Raw genomic sequence first — 22,121 nt, 5'->3', positions numbered from 1 at the left:
TTCCCATCAGCCATCGCATCAAGAAATGCGCCTGGAACGACGACTATCTCATCAATGCCATCACTCATATGCGATAGCCCTGCCCGCAAGGGGGGAGATTGGCAGCTCCGCCGCCCGCACCCACTTTGATACGTTGGTAATTGGCGAAAGCAGAAGCAACATCCGATCTCCCCCCTTGCGGGGGAGATGTCCGGCAGGACAGAGGGGGGTGGGAAGAAACTCGACGGATAAGATCAGCCGGGTTGCCGTTCAGCTTGCCTTGCCGCGACCCGGCGCATCGAAATGACGCGGCGGCGCCAGATCTCGGTGCGCATCGCCGTTAGGTGCAGCGCGAAGAACAGCACTGTGAAGCCGAGCGCCATCACCAGCAACGGCCACAACAGGCTTGGATCGATGGTCGGGCCGCCGAGCCGGAACACCGAAGCCGGCTGATGCAGCGTGTTCCACCAGTCGACCGAGAATTTGATGATCGGGATGTTGATGAAGCCTACCAGCGTTATGATGGCCGCGGCCCAGGCGGCGCGCCCGGCATCGTCGAGCGCGCGGGTCAGCGCGATGATGCCGAGATACATCAGGAACAGGATGAAGACCGAGGTCAGCCGCGCGTCCCACACCCACCAGGTGCCCCACATCGGCTTGCCCCAGATTGAACCGGTGATCAGCGCAAGGGCGGTGAAGACGGCACCGATGGGCGCCGCCGATTTCAGCGCCACGTCGGCCAGCGGATGCCGCCAGACCAGCGTGCCCAACGCCGAGATCGCCATCAGCGTGTAGCACATCATGGCAAGCCAGGCGAAAGGCACGTGGATATACATGATGCGCACGGTGATGCCTTGCTGGAAATCCTCAGGCGCCGTGAAGCTCATATAGAGACCGACAGCGAGGATGATGGCGGCCACGCTCGCCAACCACGGCACGACCTTGTCGACCAGCCCGCCGAACCGCGTCGGGTTGGCAAGGTCCATCCAGCCGGAGAGGCGTGAAGTCGTGTCGCTCATGCGGCTTTACATAGACCGCCGGCGGAGTTGCGGCAACCACGGCGCCGGCGGTCTCTCCTTCTCCCCTTTGTGGGAGAAGGTGGATCGGCGCGTGGCTCCGAGCCGGATGACGGCTCATGTCGAGCCTGAATCAGAACTCATCGCAATATGAAAGCCGCCAGTCGGTAAGCAACCCGATCGGGGCGTTTGATCGCGCCGAAGTTGACGCCAAAAGCGGTCAAGCTGGAAGCGTCGAGCATTGGTCAAACGCTCGGCGGCAGACTTCAAACCTGCTGTCGGCAGTTGGTTGATGGGGCGTTGATCGCAAATTGCGAGGCGAAAGCCCGGATATAGGCGGGCCGTGCTTCCCCGCGCGCTACATAGGCAGCCAAGTTTTGATATTCGTCCAAAATGCCTGACATTCTTAGTCGCAGCAGCACTGATACCATCAATAGGTCGCCCGCGCTGAACGCATCATCGAGCCAGTCGGCGACGCCTAAGTGAGCCGAGAGTTTGTCCAGCCGAGCGCGAACACGGTCCTTTACCAACGGCAAGCGCTCCTCGCTCCAAGGCTTGTCACTTTCGAATATTCTTGCCGTCGTTAATTCCAGGATCGGCGGCTCGACGGTGTTAAGTGCGGCAAACATCCACGTGATCGCGCGTGCGCGGGCATCGCGATCCTTCGGGAGCAGGCCCGCATGCTGCTCGGCAAGATGAAAGACGATCGAGCCGGTCTCGAACAGCGAGAGAGAACCTTCCTCATAGGTGGGGATCTGGCCGAAGGGATGGATCGCCAGATGGTCAGGCGCCTTCATCCCTGCGAAGGAAACAAGACGAACCTCATAAGGCTGACCCACTTCTTCGAGCGCCCAGCGAACGCGCGTATCGCGCGCCAGTCCCTTGCCGCCATCGGGCGATCGTTCAAATGCTGTGATAGTGATTGTCATCGCATCCGTTTCCTTGCCTGGGCGAATTTCTTCGGCTTCCTATCGTGAGACGAATGAGCCTCCCCGAAATCGACATCGGTCTTGACCTATTTCATTGCTGGGCGCCGCTCCCGATCAGAGGTCGTGATAGCGCGATGGCCAATTCGGCGAGGCTGCGCGATGGCCAACTCCGCGAGGCCGCGCGTAGGGGCTGCCTTGTTACATTGTCCGCTTTTGCGAGCTTGCGCCCTGAACGCAGACCGAGGCCCTTCCGGTCAATCCCGATTTACGGATTCACATCCTGATCTGCAGTGCGCCTACATCTCCATTTTTGGATGCAGATTTGCGCCAAGCTGGAGATGCGGGATCTGGACGCCGTCTGCGACACAATTCGCCTACGTCCGCGATGAGAGCTTGCAGCCGTGGCGGCGACGCGGTCTCCCCATCTCCCCTGTGGGAGAAGGTGGGCGTAGCGCCGAGCCGGATGAGGGGTGCTGAACGGAGTGAGGCGCCAATGATCCTATCTGCCGTGCGCCGAAGTCCGGATTTTGGATGAAGATTTGCGCCAAGCTGGAGCACCCCTCATCCGACCTCGCTTCGCGAGGCCACCTTCTCCCACAAGGGGAGAAGGCAAGGCGTGCCACTCAGGCGGCTTCGTTCACCGGATGGCTGAGGCGGCGAACCTCCTCGTCGTTGAGCAGGCCGCCGGCACGCAGCAGGCTGGCGAAGCGGCCGTTGCGCAGCGACAGTTCGGTGAACCCGCCCATCTCGACCACCCGGCCCTTGTCCATGAACACGACCAGATCGGCATCGCGAACGGTGGTCAGGCGGTGGGCGATGATGAAGGTGGTGCGGCCGCGCCGCAATTCGTCGATGGCGTCCTTGACGCGGTCTTCCGTCTCGACGTCGAGCGCGCTGGTCGCCTCGTCGAGAACCAGGATGGGCGCGTCCTTCAGCACGGCGCGGGCAATCGCGATGCGCTGGCGCTCGCCACCGGACAGCTGTCCGCCGCGTTCGCCGACGACCGTGTCGTAGCCTTCGCTCTTCGACAGGATGAAATCCTGCGCGGCGGCGGCGTTGGCAGCGGCATGGACCTCGTCATATGTCGCCTCCGCACGGCCGACGCGGATGTTGTCCTCGATCGAGCGGTTGAGCAGGCCGGCATCCTGGAACACGGTGGCGATCGAATGGCGCAGCGACTTGCGGGTCACCGTGCGGGTGTCGATGCCATCGATCAGGATACGGCCGCCGGACGGCGTGAAGACGCGCTGCAGAAGGTTGATGAGCGTCGTCTTGCCGGCGCCCGTCGGGCCGACGATGGCGACGGTCTGGCCGGCCTGGACCTCGAACGACGCGTCGTCGACGCCCTGCCCGGAATTGCCGAACTCGAAGCAGACATTCTCGAAACGCACATGACCCGTGACGTTGACGAGGTCGCGCAGCCCGTCGGGCTCGGCGGCATCGGAAGCGGAGTCCTCGAGATGATAGAATTCCTCGAGCTTGGCGCGTGCCTCGGAAATCTGGTTGGCGAAAGCCGACATCTGGTCGAGCCGGGCAATCAGCAGCGTGGCAAAGCCGGTAAAGGCGATGACGTCGCCGATGCGCAACTGGCCGTGCGTCACCAGATAGGCGCCAATCAAGAGCACCACCATCATCGAAATCGTCGACGACAGCCGGTGCAGCGCGTTGGCCATCGCCCACCAGTCGAGCACCGGGTTCTGCGCGTCGAGCAGGTTCTTGACGTAGCGCTTGAGCGCCTCGGTCTCGTGGCCGATGCGGTTGTAGCTCTGCAGGACAGCGACGTTGCTGACCGAGTCGGTCACATGCGCAAACACCTTGTGGTAATGCCGCTCGACGGCCGCCTGGCCTTCCTTGGTGCGCCGCATCACCAGCCGTCCGATGCCAACATAGAGCGCGCCAAGCGCCAGCAGCACCATCGACATGCGGATATCCATGCTGAGCGCCGTGGGCACCAGCAGAACCAGCGCGACCGCGGTCGACAGATGCTGCCGCATGAATTCGAGCCAGAGGCTGAACAGGGTCTCGACCGCGCGCAGGAGCGTGTGCAGGGAATTGGAGGTGCCGCGCTGATGATGCCAGGCTAGCGGCATGGTGATAACGCGCTCGAACGACTGGCAAAGAACCTCGCTGCGCCGCTGGTGGGCAAAGCGGTCGGCGCCGCGCGCCACCAGCACGAAGGCGATGATGTTGAACGCGCCGAGGCCGGCCCACATCGCCAGCGTCGAGAATACCGAGCCGCGGTCCGAAATGGCATCGATCACCCGGCCGAACATGATCGGCTCGAGAATGGCGATAATGGCAAGCGCGACATTCGCCCCGCAGATAAACGCAACGCGTTTCCTGTCGGCAGCGAGATAACCAAGGGCTCGCCAGTAGATTTGCAGAAGTGACACTTCAGCTACTCCGCCAATTATTTATGGTGCAGTGCGTCATTTTTTGACTCGTATCGGTTGACGCGTCGCAAAACAATGCTCGTCTACCTCTTCCGTTCCCATTCCGCGAACAAAAGATGACGACGCTTCGAAATTTGCCGTGATCGTCTAACAGTTTGAGATAAAAGGTGAAATGTCAGCGTTGCGGCAAAATCATGGCAGCTGGAAAGCACTGCCACAATTTTAATCAGCAAGACCCCGGGCACGACGTCTAAAGTCGTGTGCAGGCATTCAGCAAGGTCAAACGCAAATATAACCGGTAGAGGCACTTGGAGTGCCCGTGCGTTCCCTGGGGAAGCGCAAGGGACGCTCCAAGCCCTTGAATCTAGGCCGGTATTCTGACGATCACCTCGGCGTTGTCTCCGGCTTTTGGCTCGAAGGACGAAGATTTGGTCTTCGTGCCATTCACTTCAAGTGAGATGGCCCGAGCCTTTTTGTCGCGGACGACGCGTACCTTGATCTCGGCGCCCAGCATCTTCAGGGTCGCCGAATAACCGTCCCAATGGCTGGGAAGTCTCGGCGTGAATTGAATGCGCTGTCCGCGACGCTCGATGCCGAGAATGCTCTCGACCGCCGCGCGATAAAGCCAGCCCGCCGAACCGGTATACCAGGTCCAGCCGCCGCGGCCGCCCTTGTCCTGCCCGGAATAAACGTCGGCCGCGACGACGTAGGGTTCCACCCGGTAGCGCTCTGCCGCGGCTTCATCGAGTGCATGGTTGACCGGATTGAGCATCGAAAGGCAACGGTAGGCATCGTCGGTGCGACCCATCTCGGCGAGCGCAATGACGAACCATGTCGCCGCGTGCGTGTATTGGCCGCCGTTTTCACGGACCCCCGGCGGATAGCTCTTGATGTAGCCCGGGTCCTTTTCCGTCCTCGAGAACGGCGGGGTGAACAGCTTGACGATCTTGAGCTCGTCGTCGACGAGCGTTTTCAGCGCCTGCCCCATTGCCGTCGTCGACCGCGCCGGGTCGCCCTCGCCCGAAAGCACGCTCCAGGACTGGGCGATCGAGTCGATCTTGCACTCGTCCGATTTGCGCGAGCCGAGCGGCGTGCCGTCGTCGAAGCTGCCGCGCCGATACCACTCGCCATCCCAGGCGGTGCTTTCCAGCGCCCGCTTCAGCATCTCGGCGTGCTTTGTCCAGGCCTGCGCGCGCTTGGCATCGCTCTGCGCCTTGGCGACAGCGGCAAAGTCGCCCAGCGTCTTCAGCAGGAACCAGCCCAGCCACACGCTCTCGCCCTTGCCGTGCTCGCCGACGCGGTTCATGCCGTCGTTCCAGTCGCCGCCGAGGATCAGCGGCAGCCCGGCTGGGCTGCTGCGCTTGACGGCAAGATCGAGCGCCCGCGCGCAATGGTCATAGAGCGAGGCTGTCTTCTTCGAGATTTCCGGGATGAAGAAAGCATCGTGCTCGCCTTCGCCCAGCGCCTGCCCCTCGATGAAGGGCAATTGCTCCTTCAGGATCGCGGTATCGCCCGTCACCAGCAGGTAGCGCGCCGTGGCGTGGGCCAGCCAGACCACGTCGTCCGAGATCATGGTGCGAACGCCTGCCTCTGTGCGCGGCAGCCACCAATGCTGCACGTCGCCTTCGGGAAATTGCCGCCGCGCCGCATTGAGGATCTGATCACGCGCCAGCTTGGGGTCATGCGCCAGCAAGGCCAAGGTGTCCTGCAGTTGATCGCGGAAGCCGAAGGCACCGCTTGCCTGATAGAACGCAGAGCGGGCACGGATGCGGCAGGCCAGGCTCTGATAGGGCAGCCAGTGATTGACCATGGCGTCGAGTGCCTTGTCCGGCGTCTCGACCTGGATGGTGTCGAGAAAGCCGCGCCACGTGCGCTCATTGTCGGCCAGCCGCTGATCGAAATCCCTGGAGCGATGGGTCTGCACCAGCGCGCTGGCCTCCTCGGGCGAGGCCGCGTCGCCGAGCAGCCAGAGCAGCGTGACGTCGCCACCGGCAGCGATGTCGATGTCGCGTGCGATGGCCGCGCAGGGATCGTCGCCGGCCTCGACACGGCCCGACAGGCCGGCGCCGCTCAGCACGGCATGCGGAAGCTCGCTGGTGCCCAGCCTGCCGATGAATTCGCCGCGGTCGGCGGTGACGGAATGCACCGCACCGTCGGCGGCCAGAAAGGCGATCCGTTCGCCAAAATCGAGCCCATAGGGATTTTGCGCCAGCAGAGCGCCGGTCGCGGCATCCCGGGACGGAACGATGCTTGCCGCGGTGCGCGAACGATGGCCGCCAAGAACCCATTCAGCATAGGCGTAGACGCGTAGCCGCATCGGCGCCGAACCCGAATTCTGGATGCGCAGCCGCGATATCTTCACCGGATCGACGGGATCGACGACATGGGTCAGGTCCATCGACAGCGGCCCGCGTTTTGAACGGAACGTCGAAAAACCCTGCCCGTGCCAGGTTTCGTAAGTCATTGTCGGGTCACGCACCACGGCAGCCAGCGGCGAGAACGCTTTGCCACTGGCATGATCGTAGATATAGATGCCCTCGCCCGGCCGGTTGGTGACCGGATCGTTCGACCACGGCGTCAACTGATAGTCGCGGCTGTTGCGGCTCCAGGTGAAGGCAGCGCCTTCAGCCGATATGTGGAACCCGAACGATGGGTTGGAGATGACGTTGATCCACGGTTGCGGCGTCGTGCGCCGGCCGGCAAGACGCACGACGTAGTGGCGTCCGCCGCCGTCGAAGCCGCCGAAACCGTTCCATTGATCGAGCCCGCTGCCGTCGACGCGGGCCTCGACCAGTGCCTGGGCGGCAAACGCTTGCGCCGTCGGCACCGGCAAGGACGGCTCGCGAAGCGCTGCAAGGTCTGCCGGCTGGAGGGCGGCGTCTCGCGCCTGCAGTGCCGCGGCCTCGGCGCGCTCGATCTGGTCGAAGATGGTGCCGTTACGCGTATGCAGCACCACCCGGGCGACGGCGAGCAAAGTCCTGTAGGTCGTTTCCTCCATCAGATCGCGGCGCACCGCGAAGATGTGCTGGCGGGGTCCAAGCTCCTTGCCGCGCAACCGGCTGTTTTCGCACAGCGTCTCGACCGCGCGCTGCAAGTCCTGCACGTATGACGAAGCCTGCTCGTTGACGACAACAAAATCGATCATCATGCCGCGGGCGCGCATGTATTCCTGGAAGCGAAGCGCCTGGGCGACGATCTCCAGATCGGCGACATCGGCGATCCTGACCAGGAAAATCGGAAAATCGCCAGATATGCTGGTCGGCCACAGGCTGGACTGCCTGCCGAGCCCGGAGGCGATGGATTCGCCGGGAAGGCGCAGGAACGGATCGGGATATATCAGGTAGCGCGCCAGCTTCTGCACATTGGCGGCGTCGGACAGGCTGAGGCCGAGGTGACGGGTTTGCACCTGCGAGCGCGTCCAGGCGAGCATCGCCTGGCGGGAGAAGCTTTCGGGATGGTCGAGCCGTGCGATAGCGGCATCCAATTCGGCGCGATCGGCGCCGACGACGGTCCAGAACGTCAGCGAAATCTTCTTGTTGGCCGGCACGCGCACCTGCCGGCGAAGCGAGGCGATCGGATCCAGGGTGAAGCCGGAATGGCCGCCAAGCTTGGCGCCGGGATCAAAGGCAGCCGCGTCCGTGATGGTGCGGCCGCGGCCAATGAAGGAGCGCCTGTCGGTTTCCGCCTCGGCATCACGCGCCGATCCAGACGGATCGGTGACGAAATGCACCATGGTGACATCGGGTTCGTCCTTTTCGCGCTTGCGCCTGGTGGCGAAAATCGCGCCGTTGTTCGGTGCAATCTCGGTTTCCACGAACATCTTCGAAAAGGCCGGATGCGCATTGTCCGAGGGCTCGGAGCCCAGCACCAGTTCGGCATACGAAGTCACTTCGATGTGCCGGTCGGCGGCGCCGTCATTGTAGAGCGTTACCCGCCGGCCCTCGCCATTGCCTTCCGAGATGACGATGCACTCGACCTCCGAACGCAGCGACCCAATCGATTTGACGAAGCTCGCCTTGTCGTCGGAAAACAGCGTCTGCACACGCTCGTCGGTGGCGCGCTTCGGCTCGGCGGTGGCCGACCACCAGTCGCCATTGCTGGCGTCGCGCAGGAAAATGTAGGAACCAAGGCGGTCCTCGGTCGGATCCGGCTGCCAGCGCGTGACGGCAAGTTCGCCCCAGCGGCTGTAGCCCGAGCCAGTGGCGGTAGCCATGACCGAGTAGCGGCCGTTGGACATGACACTGGTCGAGCGCAGCGCCCTGAGCGGATCGAGCACGATGCGTGTATCCGGGCTCTCGAGCTCGGTCTCGTCCTTGGAGCGCTCGTCGGCCTCGGTCCTGACGGTCGCCGTCGGGATGTCGCGCGGCGCCCTTTCCTGCAAGAGCAATTCGGCCGACTCGATCACCGGATCGCTGTGGAAGCGGTCGCGCAGGCGCCCTTCGAAGATCGCATCGGCAACGGCGGCGATCGACATGCCCGAGTGGTGGGCCATGTAGTTCAGCACGACGGCGTGGTCGGTACCCTCGGGGACGCGTTGCGGCGTGAAATCCACCGCGTCGTAAAAGCCATGCTGGCCCAGTGCGCCCAGCCGCCTCAGCCTGGCCAAGTTCTGCACGGATTCATGCGGCGTGAACTGCGCTGCCAGCACGGTCGCGTAGGGCGCGATCACCGTGTTTTGGCCAAGGCCGCGCTTCAGCCCGAGCCCGGGCACGCCGAAATTGGTGTACTGATAGGTCAGTTCGCGGTCGCGGGCGTTGTAGGCCGCTTCCGAAATCCCCCAGGGAACGTTCTTCGACCGGCCATACTGGATCTGGCGCTTGATGATGAGCTTGCTGGTCTGGTTGAGAATGCTGCCTTGCGGCTCCTTCATCACCAGCGGCGGCATCAGATACTCGAACATCGAGCCGGACCAGGACATCAGCGCGCCCTGGAAGCCGATCTCGACGATCGGCCGGCCGAGCCGGAACCAGTGCTCGGTCGGCAAATCGCCCTTGGCGATGGCGAACAGGCTGGTCAGCCGCGCTTCGGAGGCCAAAAGGTCGTAGCAGCTTTCGTCGAGCTGATGCTCTTCGACCCGGTAACCGATCGACAAGAGCTTGCGTTCGGGCCGCATCAGGAACGAGAAATCCATCTCGAAGGCGAAACGGCGCGTGCGCTCGCGCAAGGTCAGAAGCTTAGCCCGCAATGCCGCGACGGCGTTTTCGTCGCTGTGCGCGTCGTGGACATGCGCCTCGCAGGTGGCTTCGAGCCTGGCCGCCCAATCGGCGATGGTGTCGCTCTGGGTCGATGCGGCCTCGGTGTGGATGGCTGTCGCGAGCTTGCGTATCTCGCCGGCCAGGACGGCCAGGTTGATAGTGCGGATCGACGCCATCTCCGGCTGCGCCTTGATCAATTCCACCGCCCGCCGCATGCCGTCGAGACGGTCGGCGAGCCGCTGGCGCAAGGGCCGCAATTGACGGCGGTCGTCGGGCAACTCCTCAAGGCTTTCGTCGAGGATGGTGACGGTGTCGAGGATGCCTTCGAAGTCGCCCTGCACATGCACCGACGGCGCTTCCGCCCATTCGGCGCAGGCAGCGGCCACGGCCACCAGATGGCCGGCGAGATTGCCGCTGTCGACGGCAGAAATGTACAGCGGATAGAGCGGCTTCAACGTCGTGGTGTCGTACCAGTTGAAGAGATGGCCGCGATCGCGCGGCATGCTCTCGATGGTCGACATGGTCGCGTCGATGCGGTTGACGGCGTCGGAGAGGCTGATCCAGCCGAAATCGCGTGCCGAAATCACGGACAGCAGGTAGACGCCGATATTGGTCGGCGAGGTGCGGGGCGCCACCACGGGGGCCGGGCTTTCCTGGAAATTGTCCGGCGGCAGATGGTGATGCTCGGCCGTCACGAAGGTCTCGAAATAGTGCCACGTTCGCCGCGCCACGGTGCGCAGCGCGTGGATATCGGCGGCCGATATGCGCAGGCGATCCTCGGTTTCGGCCGAACGGCTGATCCAGCAGGCGATGGCGGGCGAGCCGATCCAGAACAAGGCAAAGAAGAAGGCGACGAAGGCGCCGGTGGAATCGGCCAGCACCGGCACAGCGAGGCCGACGACGCCGATGATCACCGCGCCGTACATGATGCTGTAATAGGAGCCGAGATCGTTGTCGCCGCCCTTGTGTGCCTGCGAGGCGGTGCGCCATTCGAGCAGGTTCTGGCGGCTGACGAACAGGCGGTAGAGCGTGCGGATGATCGCGTCGCCCATCATCCAGGCAAGATGCGCCATCAGCACGATCTTCAGCGCCACCAAGGCGGTACCGAAGGCAACGTCGCGCGCCAATGCCGAGAAATGGCCGCGCGGCGTCTGGTCGCCGCTCTTCGGCAGGATGGCGTTGACGATGTCGAAAGTGGGCGCCATGAACAGCGTGAGGATCAGCAGCGCCTGCCATTGCGCCGCCTGCGTGAATGGCAGCAGCGTCCAGCCGGCGATCGCGGCCATCACCCAGAAGATCGGCGTCACCGAGCGGCGCAGATTGTCCACCATCTTCCAACGCGACAGCGCCGGCACGTTTGAGCGCGGGCCGAGGATGAAGCCCAGAAGCTGCCAGTCGCCGCGTGCCCAGCGATGGTGGCGCGATGCGTCGACCGAATAGCGGGTCGGATAGTCCTCGACCAGTTCGACGTCAGTGACCAAGGCCGATCGCGCCAGCGCGCCTTCGAGCAGGTCGTGGCTGAGGATGGTGTTTTCCTCGATACGGCCCTTCAGCGCCGCCTCGAAGGCATCGACATGGTAGAGACCCTTGCCGGTGAAGGAACCGTCGCCGAAGATGTCCTGGTAGAGGTCCGACACGGCAAAGACGTACGGATCGAGCCCGCGATTGGCGGAAAAGACACGCTGGAAGAACGACGCCTCGTCGCCGCTGGTCAGCGACGCGGTGATGCGCGGCTGCAGGATGGAATAGCCGGCCGTGACCTCGCGCCGGGCCGCGTCGAAATGCGGACGGTTGAGCGGGTGGCAAAGCTTGCCGGCCAGCGCAGCGACGGCGTCGCGGGTTGTGCGGGTGTCGGCGTCCAGCGTCATGACGTGGACGACGCTCTCCGGCAAGGGCACTTCCAACGGCAGGAAGGTGGTGTCGCTGTCGCCGCGCAGCAAGAGGTTCAATTCGTGCAGCTTGCCGCGCTTGCGCTCCCAGCCCATCCAGACGCCTTGCGAGGCGTTGTAGAGCCGGCGCCGATGCAGCAGATAAAAGCGCGGCGCGCCATCCGAGGGATAGCGGGCGTTCAGTCGGGCGATTTCGGCGCGGGCGAATTCGAGGATTTCGACATCCGCCGTATCGATCTCGGTCTTCGAGTCCGGCCAGTCGGAAAGCAGCGCGAAATGGATCTCGCCCGCCGTGTTGGCGAGGTGATGCACTTCGATGTTGCGGATGTTCTCCTCAACGTCGTCGCGCGAGCCGATCAGCGACGGCACCACCACCAGCGTCCGTGCCTCGGGCGGTACACCATGCCTGAAATCATAGCCGATGAGACGCGTCGGCTTCAAAAACAGCGAGACGACGGTGTTGAAGAATGCGAGCGCGCCTTCGCTGGCCGGCACCGCGAACAGGGCCAGCATCAGGACGATCGACGGCACTGACAGGCCGAGATTGGCGAGCGCATTGCCGGAGACGACCAGAAGCAGGACCGTCAGCGCAAACACCGGCACGACGATGCCCAGCCATCCGGTCTTGCGGAACGTCCGGTTGATCGTCTTGCCGATGGTAGGCCGGTAGCCGATCGACCGCTCCAGTTCCATCCGGCGCGGACCGACCAGAAAGAAGCCGACGTCGGTGTGAGCGATCGGACCGGTTTCGGAGCCCGGCGCATCGGCAGCATGGCCGGCGAGTTCAATCGCCCGTTCGGCAACGCGAAATTCGGAAAGATCGGAACGGCGTGCCAGCTCCTCGATCGCAGTCCGGTATTGGTCGCGCGAAAAGAAATCGAGCGCCGCGAAATCGGTGCGCTCGCGCAGCAAAGTGTCGATGCGGCTGACGCCCTCGAACCACACCGTCCAGTCGATGTCATTGATGAGGCGCAGGCCGCGGATGATGTTGCCGGTGGTCACATTGCCGCTGGACAGCGTGCGGTGCTCGCTGAGGATGATTTCCTCGGCGTCGGAGCCCGTCCTTTCCAGCTCGCCCTCCAGCCATTCCAGCGCCCTGCCGGCATTTTGCGAGCCGTCGCGCAGCCGGTAGAGCAACTGGGTTGCGAAGGTGGTGTCCTGCGCATGGGCGCTGTAGCCGGAAAGTATCGTCTGCCGGTCGGCGCTGTCGTCCGTCGCCAGCACACGGTCGGCGACCTCGTTGGCGATCTGGCGCAACTCCCGCGTGCGATTGACGCGCACCGCGATCCGGCGAAGATTCTCGATCAGGACAAAGCGCAGCAGCGACGGCAGCGCCCATAGTTCGCCGATCTTCAGCGGCTCGACGGACTGGAAGCCTTCGACGATCGCCTTGAACATGGCCGACGAGACGGAACTGTCGGAATGCGCGACATAGGTCCATGCGACCGCCAACGCGCGCGGCACGCTGGATCCGTCGGACAGTTTCAGCGTCGGCAACTGGCGATAGAAGCGGCGCGGCAGGTCGCGCTTGACCTGGAAAATGGTCTCCTCGACCAGGTAGTTGTTGTCGAGCAGCCACTGTGCCGCGGGCGTGATCGTTTCGCCCCTCGCCTGGGCAGCGTTGGTGGAACGGTAGACATCGAGAATCTTCCTGGCGCTGTCGCGGATGCGCGCCTGAAAATCGAAAGGCGTCAGCCCGAACAAATCCTTGGCATCGCCATTGGCAAGGGCTGCGCCCAACGCGCGCAGCCGATCTTCCGTCAGGAAATGGGAGCGTATCGGCTCGTCGGTGACAGCCGGGAAGCTGGCGCTCGTCTTTTCGATCTGTGCGAGATTGGTCTGGATATTCATCTAAGGTTCCGTGTTGGGGACGCAGTGCGGCGTCACCGCCACGGCAATGTCCCTAAAACCGGTCCAAATGCAATTGGTTGCATCGCAACACTTGGCCGAATGTTTGTTTCCGCACCACGACAAGGTGTCGTCTTTCGACAACTTCCAGGCGAGCGCCTCCGAGCATCGTTTCGGCTTCTGATCGGCGGAAGATTCAGGCTTTTTCGTGATGCAGGGACCAGCTTACGCAATATTTGACCGGCGTCTCGATCATGTTTGGAAACAGGCGTTAATCGTTGCCGGCAATGCGATCGATGCGGATCACGAACAGCATCGCCGGCCGGACGGGATCAAGGCGCAGTTCCGGCGCTTGCGGCCCGAGCAACAGCGCATCGAGCGGCCCCAGTTGCACGGGCGCGGCGCCGGCCACCCTCAGCTCGCCGTCGAGGGACAGGATGAGTGTTTCATCGGCTCCAAACCGGATTTTCGTCGGAGCCGAAATCAACAGGCGCTCGACCTGGTGGATCGCCCGGGTCCGGCGGATCATGACGTTGAGGTCGGTGATCGGACCGGCGATCAGCGTCGCTTGCGTTGGCACGTCGGCCGGAAAGGCAAGCGGTGCGGAAGCCTTGGTGATTTCGACCGGCGGCCGGCCGGCGATATCGAGGACCATGCCCTCGCCTTCCAGCAAGGCCAAAGTCCGGTCGACGCCGGGAAAGCCGGAAAACGGGCCGCCGCCCTCGACCAGCGCCATCGAGACGCGCCAGTCGAAATCGTCGAGCCCAGCACCTGCCGGCGAGACGGCAATCTCCGTCGTCACGCCGCCGCCGTTCTTCCACGGCATCGACCGGTATTCCGAGGCCCGAAGGATGCGCAAGGCGCGGCTCAGCCCAATATGCCGGGCAGGTTGAGCTGGTTCTCCCTGGCGCACTCGATCGCGATGTCGTAGCCGGCGTCGGCGTGACGCATGACGCCCGTCGCCGGATCGTTCCACAGAACCCGCTCAAGGCGCTTGGCCGCCTCACGCGTGCCGTCGGCGACGATAACCATGCCGGCATGCTGCGAAAAGCCCATGCCGACGCCGCCGCCATGGTGCAGCGACACCCAGGTGGCACCGGACGCGGTGTTGAGCAAGGCGTTGAGCAGCGGCCAGTCGGAGACGGCATCGGAGCCGTCCTTCATCGCCTCCGTCTCGCGGTTCGGCGAGGCGACCGAGCCGGAATCGAGGTGGTCGCGGCCGATGACCACCGGTGCCTTCAGTTCGCCGCTGGCGACCATCTCGTTGAAGGCGAGGCCGAGCCGGTGGCGGTCGCCAAGGCCAACCCAGCAGATGCGGGCCGGCAACCCTTGGAAGGCGATGCGCTCACGCGCCATGTCGAGCCAGTTGTGCAGATGGGTGTTACCAGGAGTCAGCTCGCGCACCTTGGCGTCGGTTCTGTAGATATCCTCGGGATCGCCGGAAAGTGCTGCCCAGCGGAACGGGCCGATGCCGCGGCAAAACAGCGGACGGATATAAGCCGGCACGAAACCCGGGAAGGCAAAGGCATTCTCAAACCCCTCCTCCTTCGCCACCTGGCGGATGTTGTTGCCGTAGTCGAGCGTCGGCACGCCGGCGTTCCAGAACGCCACCATCGCCTCGACATGCTCGCGCATCGACGCGCGGGCAGCCTTTTCGACCGCCTTCGGGTCGCTGGTGCGCTTCTCGCGCCATTCGGCCAGCGACCAGCCCTTGGGCAGATAGCCGTTGAGCGGGTCATGCGCCGAGGTCTGGTCGGTGACGATGTCGGGGCGTACGCCGCGCCGCACCAGTTCCGGCACGATGTCGGCGGTGTTGCCGACCAGGCCGACCGATTTCGCCTCACCGGCTTTGGTCCAGCGCTCGATCTTCTCCAGCGCCTCGTCGAGGGTGTCGGCGCGCTCATCGACATAGCGGGTGCGCAGCCGGAAATCGATGCGGTCGGGATCGCATTCGACCGCCAGGCAGCAGGCGCCGGCCATCACCGCGGCCAGCGGTTGGGCGCCGCCCATGCCGCCGAGGCCGCCGGTCAGGATCCACTTGCCTTTGAGATTGCCGCCATAGTGCTGGCGGCCGGCCTCGACGAAGGTTTCGTAGGTGCCCTGCACGATGCCTTGCGTGCCGATGTAGATCCATGAGCCGGCCGTCATCTGGCCGTACATCATCAGGCCCTTTCTATCGAGCTCGTTGAATTTCTCCCATGTCGCCCAGTGTGGCACGAGGTTCGAATTGGCGATCAGCACGCGCGGCGCATCAGGATGGGTGCGGAACACGCCGACCGGCTTGCCGGATTGCACCAGCAGCGTCTCGTCGTCGGCAAGCGTCTTCAGCGAGGCAACGATGCGGTCGAAATCGTTCCAGGTGCGCGCCGCCCGGCCGATGCCGCCATAGACGACCAGTTCGTTGGGATTTTCGGCGACGTCCGGATCGAGATTGTTCATCAGCATGCGCAACGGCCCTTCCGTCAGCCAGGTGCGGGCGTTGAGCTCGCTGCCGCGCGGGCTGCGCACTTCACGGATATTGTGGCGAGGATCGGTCATGATTGTCCCTTTCGAGTGAGGTGCGCCGTGCGTCAGCGTTCAGCCCAGGCGATCGCCGTTTCCAGGATCTTTCTCAGCGTGACGCGGATCGGCGCTGCGAATTCGGCGTCGTAAGGCACCGGCCAGTTATCCGGTTCGCCCTTGCCTTCGGGCTCGCGCAGATAGCCACGGTTGGAGAGCTCCATCTGCAGCGCGTGGACGCCGGCTTGCGGCTGGCCGAAATGACGCGTGATCCAGCCGCCCTTGAAGCGGCCGTTGACGACGAAGCTCTCGCCGGTTTCGGCGAGGATCTGCGTGACTTTCTCCTGCACCGCCAGATCGGCGCTCTTGCCGTCATTGGTGCCGAGATTGAAGACCGGCAATTTGCCTTCGAACAGGCGCGGCAGCACCGAACGGATCGAGTGGCAGTCATAGACGACGATCTTCCCGTGCAAAGCGCGCAGCCTGTCGATCTCGGCCTGCAACGCGGCATGATAGGGCACGAAGAATTTTTCGCGGCGTTCGTCGATCTCAGACGGCCCCGGCTCCTCGCCTTCGCGGTAGAGCGGATCGCCGTCGAAGGTCTCGGTCGGGCAGAGCCCAGTCGTCGTCTGGCCGGGATAGAGCGAAACGCCAGACGGATCGCGGTTGACGTCGATGACGGTGCGCGAGATCGCCGTATGCACGATGGTCGCGCCGAGGTCTTCTGCGAAGTCATAGAGCTTGTCGATCCACCAGTCGGCGTCACGGCGGCCGAGCCAGAGCGAGATAAGTCGGTTGTCGAGGCCGGCCAGATCGATACCGGTATGCGGGATCGAAACCAGCAGGGGTGCCGTGCCTCGGGTGACGGTGAGCCAAGTCATGAGAAGTCTCCGCGCGTTGGAGCTCTACGGCGCCCCCCTCTGCCCTGCCGGGCATCTCCCCCACAAGGGGGGAGATTGGCAGCTGCGGCGCCTCGCTCAGTCCTGCAACGTTGGAGATTGGCGAAAGCCAGTGTAACGGCCAATCTCCCCACTCGTGGGGGAGATGCCCGGCAGGACAGAGGGGGGCGCGGCAGAACGCGACCTTGCAATTGTCCGTGAACACCGACCTCGGTTTTTATCGCTCGCAACGTATTTTGTTCTTGCTTTGTGCCGGCAGCTATGCTACTAATACCGGTATGGTGACGATTGTCACCGGCGACCCGCCCTTGAGGCGGGTTTTTTGTTTCTGGCTTTGAAAGTTTCGGTGTTGCCGGGCTGAGGTTGGCGGGACAGCGCCCTCCTCTGCCCTGCCGGGCATCTCCCCCACTTGGGGGGAGATCAGCTGGCGTCGAGGGTTTCGCCAACGTCCGAGCTGTGGCGGCGTACAGTCTCACGACGTCACTCCCGGCAGCTTTACCGCGCTTGCCGCTTCCACCGCCGCGCCGCTGCGTACCATAGCGATGGCCTTCTCCATGTCGGGATGGAAGTGCCGGTCGTTGTCGAGATGCGGCACCTCTGCCCTGACCAGCCGGCGCACCGCCTCCAGCGCCGCGCTCGAGGCCAGCGGGGCATGGAAATCGCAGCCTTGCGCGGCGGCCAGCAATTCGATGCCGATGACGGCCGTCGCGTTCTCGACCATGCCGATGAGCCGGCGCGCGCCATGCGCCGCCATCGAGACATGGTCTTCCTGGTTGGCCGAGGTCGGGATCGAATCGACGCTGGCCGGATAGGCCTTTTGTTTGTTTTCCGAGACGAGCGCCGCGGCCGTCACTTGCGGGATCATGAAACCGGAATTCAGACCCGGCTTGGGCGTCAGAAAGGCCGGCATGCCCGACAGCGCCGGGTCGACCAGCATGGCGATGCGCCGTTCCGACAGCGAGCCGATCTCGCAGACGGCGAGCGCGATCATGTCGGCGGCGAAGGCCACCGGCTCGGCGTGGAAATTTCCGCCAGAAAGCGCTGTGTCGTCCTCGGCAAAGATCAGCGGATTGTCGGTGACGCCATTGGCCTCGGTGCCGAGCGTATCGGCGGCCTGACGCAGCACGCTGAGTGCTGCGCCCATCACCTGCGGCTGGCAGCGCAGGCAGTATGGGTCCTGCACGCGCTCGTCGCCGACGCGGTGCGATTCACGGATGGCGCTGCCGGCCATCAAATTGCGCAACGCCTCGGCCGTCTCGATCTGGCCGCGATGTTTCCTGAGCAGATGGATGCGTAGATCGAAGGGCGCGTCGGAGCCCTTGGCGGCATCGGTCGACAGCGCGCCGCCGACCACTGCCGACTGGTAGAGCACTTCCGCCTCGAACAAAGCTGCCAGCGCATAGGCGGTCGAAAACTGCGTGCCGTTGAGCAGCGCCAGGCCTTCCTTGGCGCCCAATGTCACCGGCTCCAGGCCGTGCGAAACGAAGGCGACCTTGGCGGGAAAGCGGCCATGCGGGGTGAAACATTCGCCGACGCCGATCATCACCGCGGTCATGTGCGACAGCGGCGCGAGGTCGCCGGAAGCTCCAACCGAGCCTTGCGCCGGCACCACGGGGATGACGTCGTTGGCCAGCATCGCCTCGAGCAGCTCGATCGTCCGCGGCCGCACGCCGGAGGCGCCCTGGGCCAGGCTGGCCAGCTTCAGCGCCATCATCAGCCGGCAAATTGCCGCCGGCATCGGCTCGCCGACGCCGGCGGCATGCGACAGCACGATATTTCGCTGCAGCGTCTCGAGGTCGGCGGCGGGGATGCGCACGCTGGCCAGCTTGCCGAAGCCGGTGTTGATGCCATAGACCGGCTCGCCCTTGGCAACGATCCTGGCGACGGCCTCGGCGCTGGCCTTGATCTTCGGCCGGCAGGCATCGTCGAGCCTCAGTGCGCCGCCGCGATAGATGGCACGCCAATCGGCCAGCGTGGCATTGCCTGGCCTGAGCTTGAGTTCGGTCATTGTCCCCTCCAGATGCGGGCATGCAGCGGGTTGAAGCCCATGCGGTAGACGAGTTCGGCCGGGCGTTCGACGTCCCAGATCGCCAGATCGGCGGATTTTCCGACCTCCAGCGTACCGGTCTGTCCAAGCAACCCGAGCGCGCGGGCAGCCTCGCGCGTAACGCCGGCAAGGCATTCGTCGACCGTCAGGCCGAACAACGTCGCCGCCATGTTCATGGTCAGCAGCAGCGAGGTCAGCGGCGAGGTGCCGGGATTATTGTCGGTGGCAACGGCCATCCTGACGCCATGCTGGCGAAACAGGGCGATCGGCGGCTTCTTGGTTTCGCGGATGAAGTAGTAGGCGCCGGGCAAGATGGTCGCCACGGTTCCTGCCTTCGCCATCGCCGCCGCACCCGCCTCGTCAGTATATTCGAGGTGGTCGGCAGATAGCGCACCATAGCGCGCCGCAAGTTCCGCGCCGTGAAGATTGGACAGCTGGTCTGCATGGAGCTTGACCGGCAGGCCCACCGCTTTGGCAGCATCGAACACACGAGAAATCTGCTCCGGCCAAAAGGCGATGCCTTCGCAAAAACCGTCGACGGCATCGGCCAAGCCCTCGGCCGCGACGGCCGGCAAAATCTTGTTGGCGACAAGATCTATAAAGGCGTCCTTGTCACCTTTTGCTTCGGGCGGCAGCGCATGAGCGCCGAGGAAAGTGGTTCTGACCGTCACCGGCCGCTCACCGCCCAGCCGTCGCGCGGCGCGCAGCGACTTCTTCTCGTTTTCGAGGTCGAGGCCGTAGCCGGATTTGATCTCGACGGTGGTGACGCCTTCGGCGATCAGCGCGTCGAGGCGCGGCAGCGACTGGGCGACCAGTTCGTCCTCGCTCGCGGCGCGCAGAGCCTTGACCGAGGAAACGATGCCGCCGCCGGCCTTGGCGACCTCCTCATAGGTGGCGCCGGCCAGCCGCATCTCGAATTCATTGGCACGGTTGCCGACATGGACCAGATGGGTGTGGCAGTCGATCAAGCCAGGCGTGATCCAGCGACCGTCGCAGTCGGTCGCCTCGGCGCCCTCACGGAGTGCTGCCGGCATGTCGGCTTCCGGCCCGGCATAGACGATCCGACCGTTGCGCACGGCGATTGCACCGTGCTCGACGACGCCTAACCCGGCGCTGCTGTCGGCCATGGTCGCGAGACGCCCATTGCGCCAGAGGCGAACCTCCCCTGCCCGGCTTTTGCTCTTTGCAGCCATTATCTTTTCCGTTTCAATCGGGAGTTATTATGTATATACATATCAAAAGGCACTGCAAGCGCTATCATCACATGGCCAACCGGGATTTGGAGAAAGACGTGACGGCGATTTTTGCGGAACAGGCACTTCTGCCCGACGGCTGGCGCAGCGATGTGCGGATCGTAATCTCCGACGGCAAGATCGCAACGGCCGAGGCGAATACCTCGCCTCTGCCTGGCGACGAGCGCCATTCTGTCCTTTTGTCCGGCATGCCGAACCTGCACAGCCATGCCTTCCAGCGCGGCATGGCCGGCCTTGCCGAATTGCGCGGCCCTTCCGCCGACAGTTTCTGGAGCTGGCGCGAGGTGATGTACCGCTTTGCGCTGTCGATGACGCCGGACCAGGTCGAGGCGGTCGCAGCGCAGCTCTATGTCGAGATGCTGGAGGCCGGGTTCTCGCGCGTCGGCGAGTTTCACTATCTCCACCACGACCGCGACGGGCGGCCCTATGCCAATATCGCCGAGATGGCGGAGCGCATCGTTGCCGCAGCGTCCGAGACAGGCATCGGGCTGACTTTGCTGCCCGTCTTCTACGCGCATTCCTCTTTCAACGGCGCTGCGCCAAATGAAGGCCAGCGGCGATTCATCAACGATGTGAACCAGTTCTCGCGGCTTGTTGAGAAAAGCCGCGAATCCCTTCGCAGCTTGAATCAAGGCGTCGTCGGCGTGGCCCCACACAGCCTGCGTGCCGTGACACCCGAGGAACTGGAAAACATCACGGCGATGGCGCCGGAGGGGCCGATCCACATCCACATCGCCGAGCAGATGAAGGAGGTCGAGGACTGCCTTGCCTGGTCCGGGGCGCGGCCGGTCGAATGGCTGCTTGCCAATGCCAAGGTCGACCAGCGCTGGTGCCTCATCCACGCCACCCACATGACCGACACCGAGACGACCGATATGGCGAAAAGCGGCGCCGTTGCCGGCCTCTGCCCGATCACCGAGGCCAATCTCGGCGACGGCACCTTTGCCGCTCTGCTGTTCATGCAGCATGGCGGGCGCTTCGGGATCGGCTCGGATTCCAACGTGCTGATCGGCCTGCCCGACGAGTTGCGCCAACTCGAATATTCGCAGCGCCTCGCCCACCGCGCCCGCAACGTGCTGGCGGTGGCCGGCGGATCGACCGGTCGCGCGTTGTTCGATGCGGCGCTCGAGGGTGGCAGTTCCGCGTTGGGCGCCGGCGCCTCGCGGATCACTGCCGGTGCCTCGGCCGATCTCGTCTCGCTCGACGGCAAGCATCCATCGTTGGCGGGCAAGGCAGGTGATGCGATCCTCGACGCCTGGATTTTTGCCAACGGCACCAAGATCGATTGCGTCTGGGTGCATGGCAGGAAACTGGTCAGCGACGGCAGGCATGCAAGACGCGATGCCATTGCCGAGCGCTTCCGCAAGGTGATGACGGCGCTTTCGGCATGAGCATGATCGAGGCGATAAGCGCGGATTCTGGAAGCGCGGACGGCGGCGAGGCCCTTTCGCTACACCAGCGCATCCTGTCGGACATCAGCGAACGGATCCTGTCCGGCGCCTGGGCGCCCGGCCACCGCATTCCGTTCGAGCATGAACTGACGGAAGAATACAGATGTTCGCGCATGACGGTGAACAAGGCGCTGTCGCAATTGGCCAAGGCCGGGCTGATCGAGCGCCGGCGTCGCTCCGGCAGTTTTGTCCGCCGGCCGCAATCGCAGGCGGCCGTTCTCGAAATCCACGACATCCGAATCGAGGTCGAGGCACTTGGCCTGCCCTACCGCTACGAGCGCGTGGCGGGAAGCAGAAGGCGCAGCAGTGCCGACGATCGCGCCCTGCTGGAACTCGACGTCGCCGGGCCGGTGCTGGCGCTGGAATGCCGGCATTTCGCCGGCAACCGGCCGTTCGCCCACGAGCAGCGGCTGATCAACCTGGCTGCCGTGCCGGAGGCCGCCGAAGAGGCGTTTTTCGACACGGCGCCCGGTCCGTGGCTGATCGGCCGTGTGCCATGGAGTGCGGCCGAGCATCGCATCCGCGCGATTGCAGCCGACAAGCATATCGCGGCGGCTCTCGACATCGCGACCGGCGCGCCGTGCCTGGTGATCGAGCGGCGAACATGGAGCGCCGAGCACCCCGTCACCCATGTCCGGTTCACCTACACGGCCGAGAGCCACACGCTGGTGGCGCGGTTCACGCCGTCGCAGGGGTGAGCATTTCAACTGAGGGTCAGACCCC

At 64.1% G+C, this 22,121-nt stretch carries 11 protein-coding genes; 2 read left to right on the top strand and 9 right to left on the bottom strand.

Features of this window, described 5'->3' with window-relative positions:
- Positions 1-233: 233 nt before the first annotated feature.
- The 9 genes from NKI50_RS29540 to hutI all read right to left on the bottom strand — a co-directional run bounded on the left by NKI50_RS29540 (position 234) and on the right by hutI (position 19,887).
- The gene (locus NKI50_RS29540) at positions 234-998 is read right to left on the bottom strand and encodes a heme ABC transporter permease (RefSeq protein WP_352640028.1); all 765 of its coding nucleotides are present in this window, start codon (positions 996-998) and stop codon (positions 234-236) included.
- Between the two features lie 263 nt (positions 999-1,261).
- Complete coding sequence (locus tag NKI50_RS29535) at positions 1,262-1,924, bottom strand: glutathione S-transferase family protein (protein WP_352640027.1); 663 nt, start codon at positions 1,922-1,924, stop codon at positions 1,262-1,264.
- Positions 1,925-2,547: 623 nt separating this feature from the next.
- Positions 2,548-4,317: a glucan ABC transporter ATP-binding protein/ permease gene (locus NKI50_RS29530; protein WP_023717211.1), complete on the bottom strand. Its 1,770-nt coding sequence runs from the start codon at positions 4,315-4,317 to the stop codon at positions 2,548-2,550.
- Positions 4,318-4,681: 364 nt separating this feature from the next.
- Positions 4,682-13,252 carry a glycoside hydrolase family 94 protein gene (locus NKI50_RS29525; RefSeq protein WP_352718479.1) on the bottom strand — a complete coding sequence of 2,857 codons (8,571 nt, stop codon included), beginning with the start codon at positions 13,250-13,252 and terminating at the stop codon, positions 4,682-4,684.
- 268 nt (positions 13,253-13,520) lie between these two features.
- Positions 13,521-14,108, bottom strand: a complete 588-nt coding sequence (locus NKI50_RS29520; RefSeq protein WP_352640025.1) for a HutD/Ves family protein — start codon at positions 14,106-14,108, stop codon at positions 13,521-13,523.
- An 8-nt stretch (positions 14,109-14,116) separates the two neighbouring features.
- Positions 14,117-15,787 carry a urocanate hydratase gene (gene hutU / locus NKI50_RS29515; protein WP_352640024.1) on the bottom strand — a complete coding sequence of 557 codons (1,671 nt, stop codon included), beginning with the start codon at positions 15,785-15,787 and terminating at the stop codon, positions 14,117-14,119.
- Positions 15,788-15,819: 32 nt separating this feature from the next.
- Positions 15,820-16,629 carry an N-formylglutamate deformylase gene (gene hutG / locus NKI50_RS29510; protein ID WP_352640023.1) on the bottom strand — a complete coding sequence of 270 codons (810 nt, stop codon included), beginning with the start codon at positions 16,627-16,629 and terminating at the stop codon, positions 15,820-15,822.
- A 490-nt stretch (positions 16,630-17,119) separates the two neighbouring features.
- On the bottom strand, positions 17,120-18,655 hold the full coding sequence (gene hutH, locus NKI50_RS29505; RefSeq protein ID WP_352640022.1) for a histidine ammonia-lyase: 1,536 nt from the start codon (positions 18,653-18,655) through the stop codon (positions 17,120-17,122).
- Positions 18,652-19,887: an imidazolonepropionase gene (gene hutI, locus NKI50_RS29500; protein ID WP_352640021.1), complete on the bottom strand. Its 1,236-nt coding sequence runs from the start codon at positions 19,885-19,887 to the stop codon at positions 18,652-18,654. The genes hutH and hutI overlap by 4 nt, the downstream gene beginning before the upstream one ends.
- Positions 19,888-19,985: 98 nt before the next feature.
- On the opposite strand from hutI, the gene NKI50_RS29495 reads away from it, so the two are divergent.
- Positions 19,986-21,338, top strand: coding sequence for a formimidoylglutamate deiminase (locus NKI50_RS29495; RefSeq protein ID WP_352718474.1), 1,353 nt, complete (start codon positions 19,986-19,988; stop codon positions 21,336-21,338).
- Entirely contained in the window at positions 21,335-22,096 is a 762-nt protein-coding gene (gene hutC / locus NKI50_RS29490) for a histidine utilization transcriptional repressor HutC (RefSeq protein ID WP_352640019.1), read from the top strand. Before NKI50_RS29495 ends, hutC begins: the two co-directional genes overlap by 4 nt.
- The last annotated feature ends 25 nt before the right edge of the window (positions 22,097-22,121 follow it).

The organism is Mesorhizobium sp. M0563, assembly GCF_040321065.1.
GTDB lineage: Bacteria > Pseudomonadota > Alphaproteobacteria > Rhizobiales > Rhizobiaceae > Mesorhizobium.
Note: the sequence above shows the minus strand (reverse complement) of the source record. Positions and strands in the feature narration are given on the sequence as shown.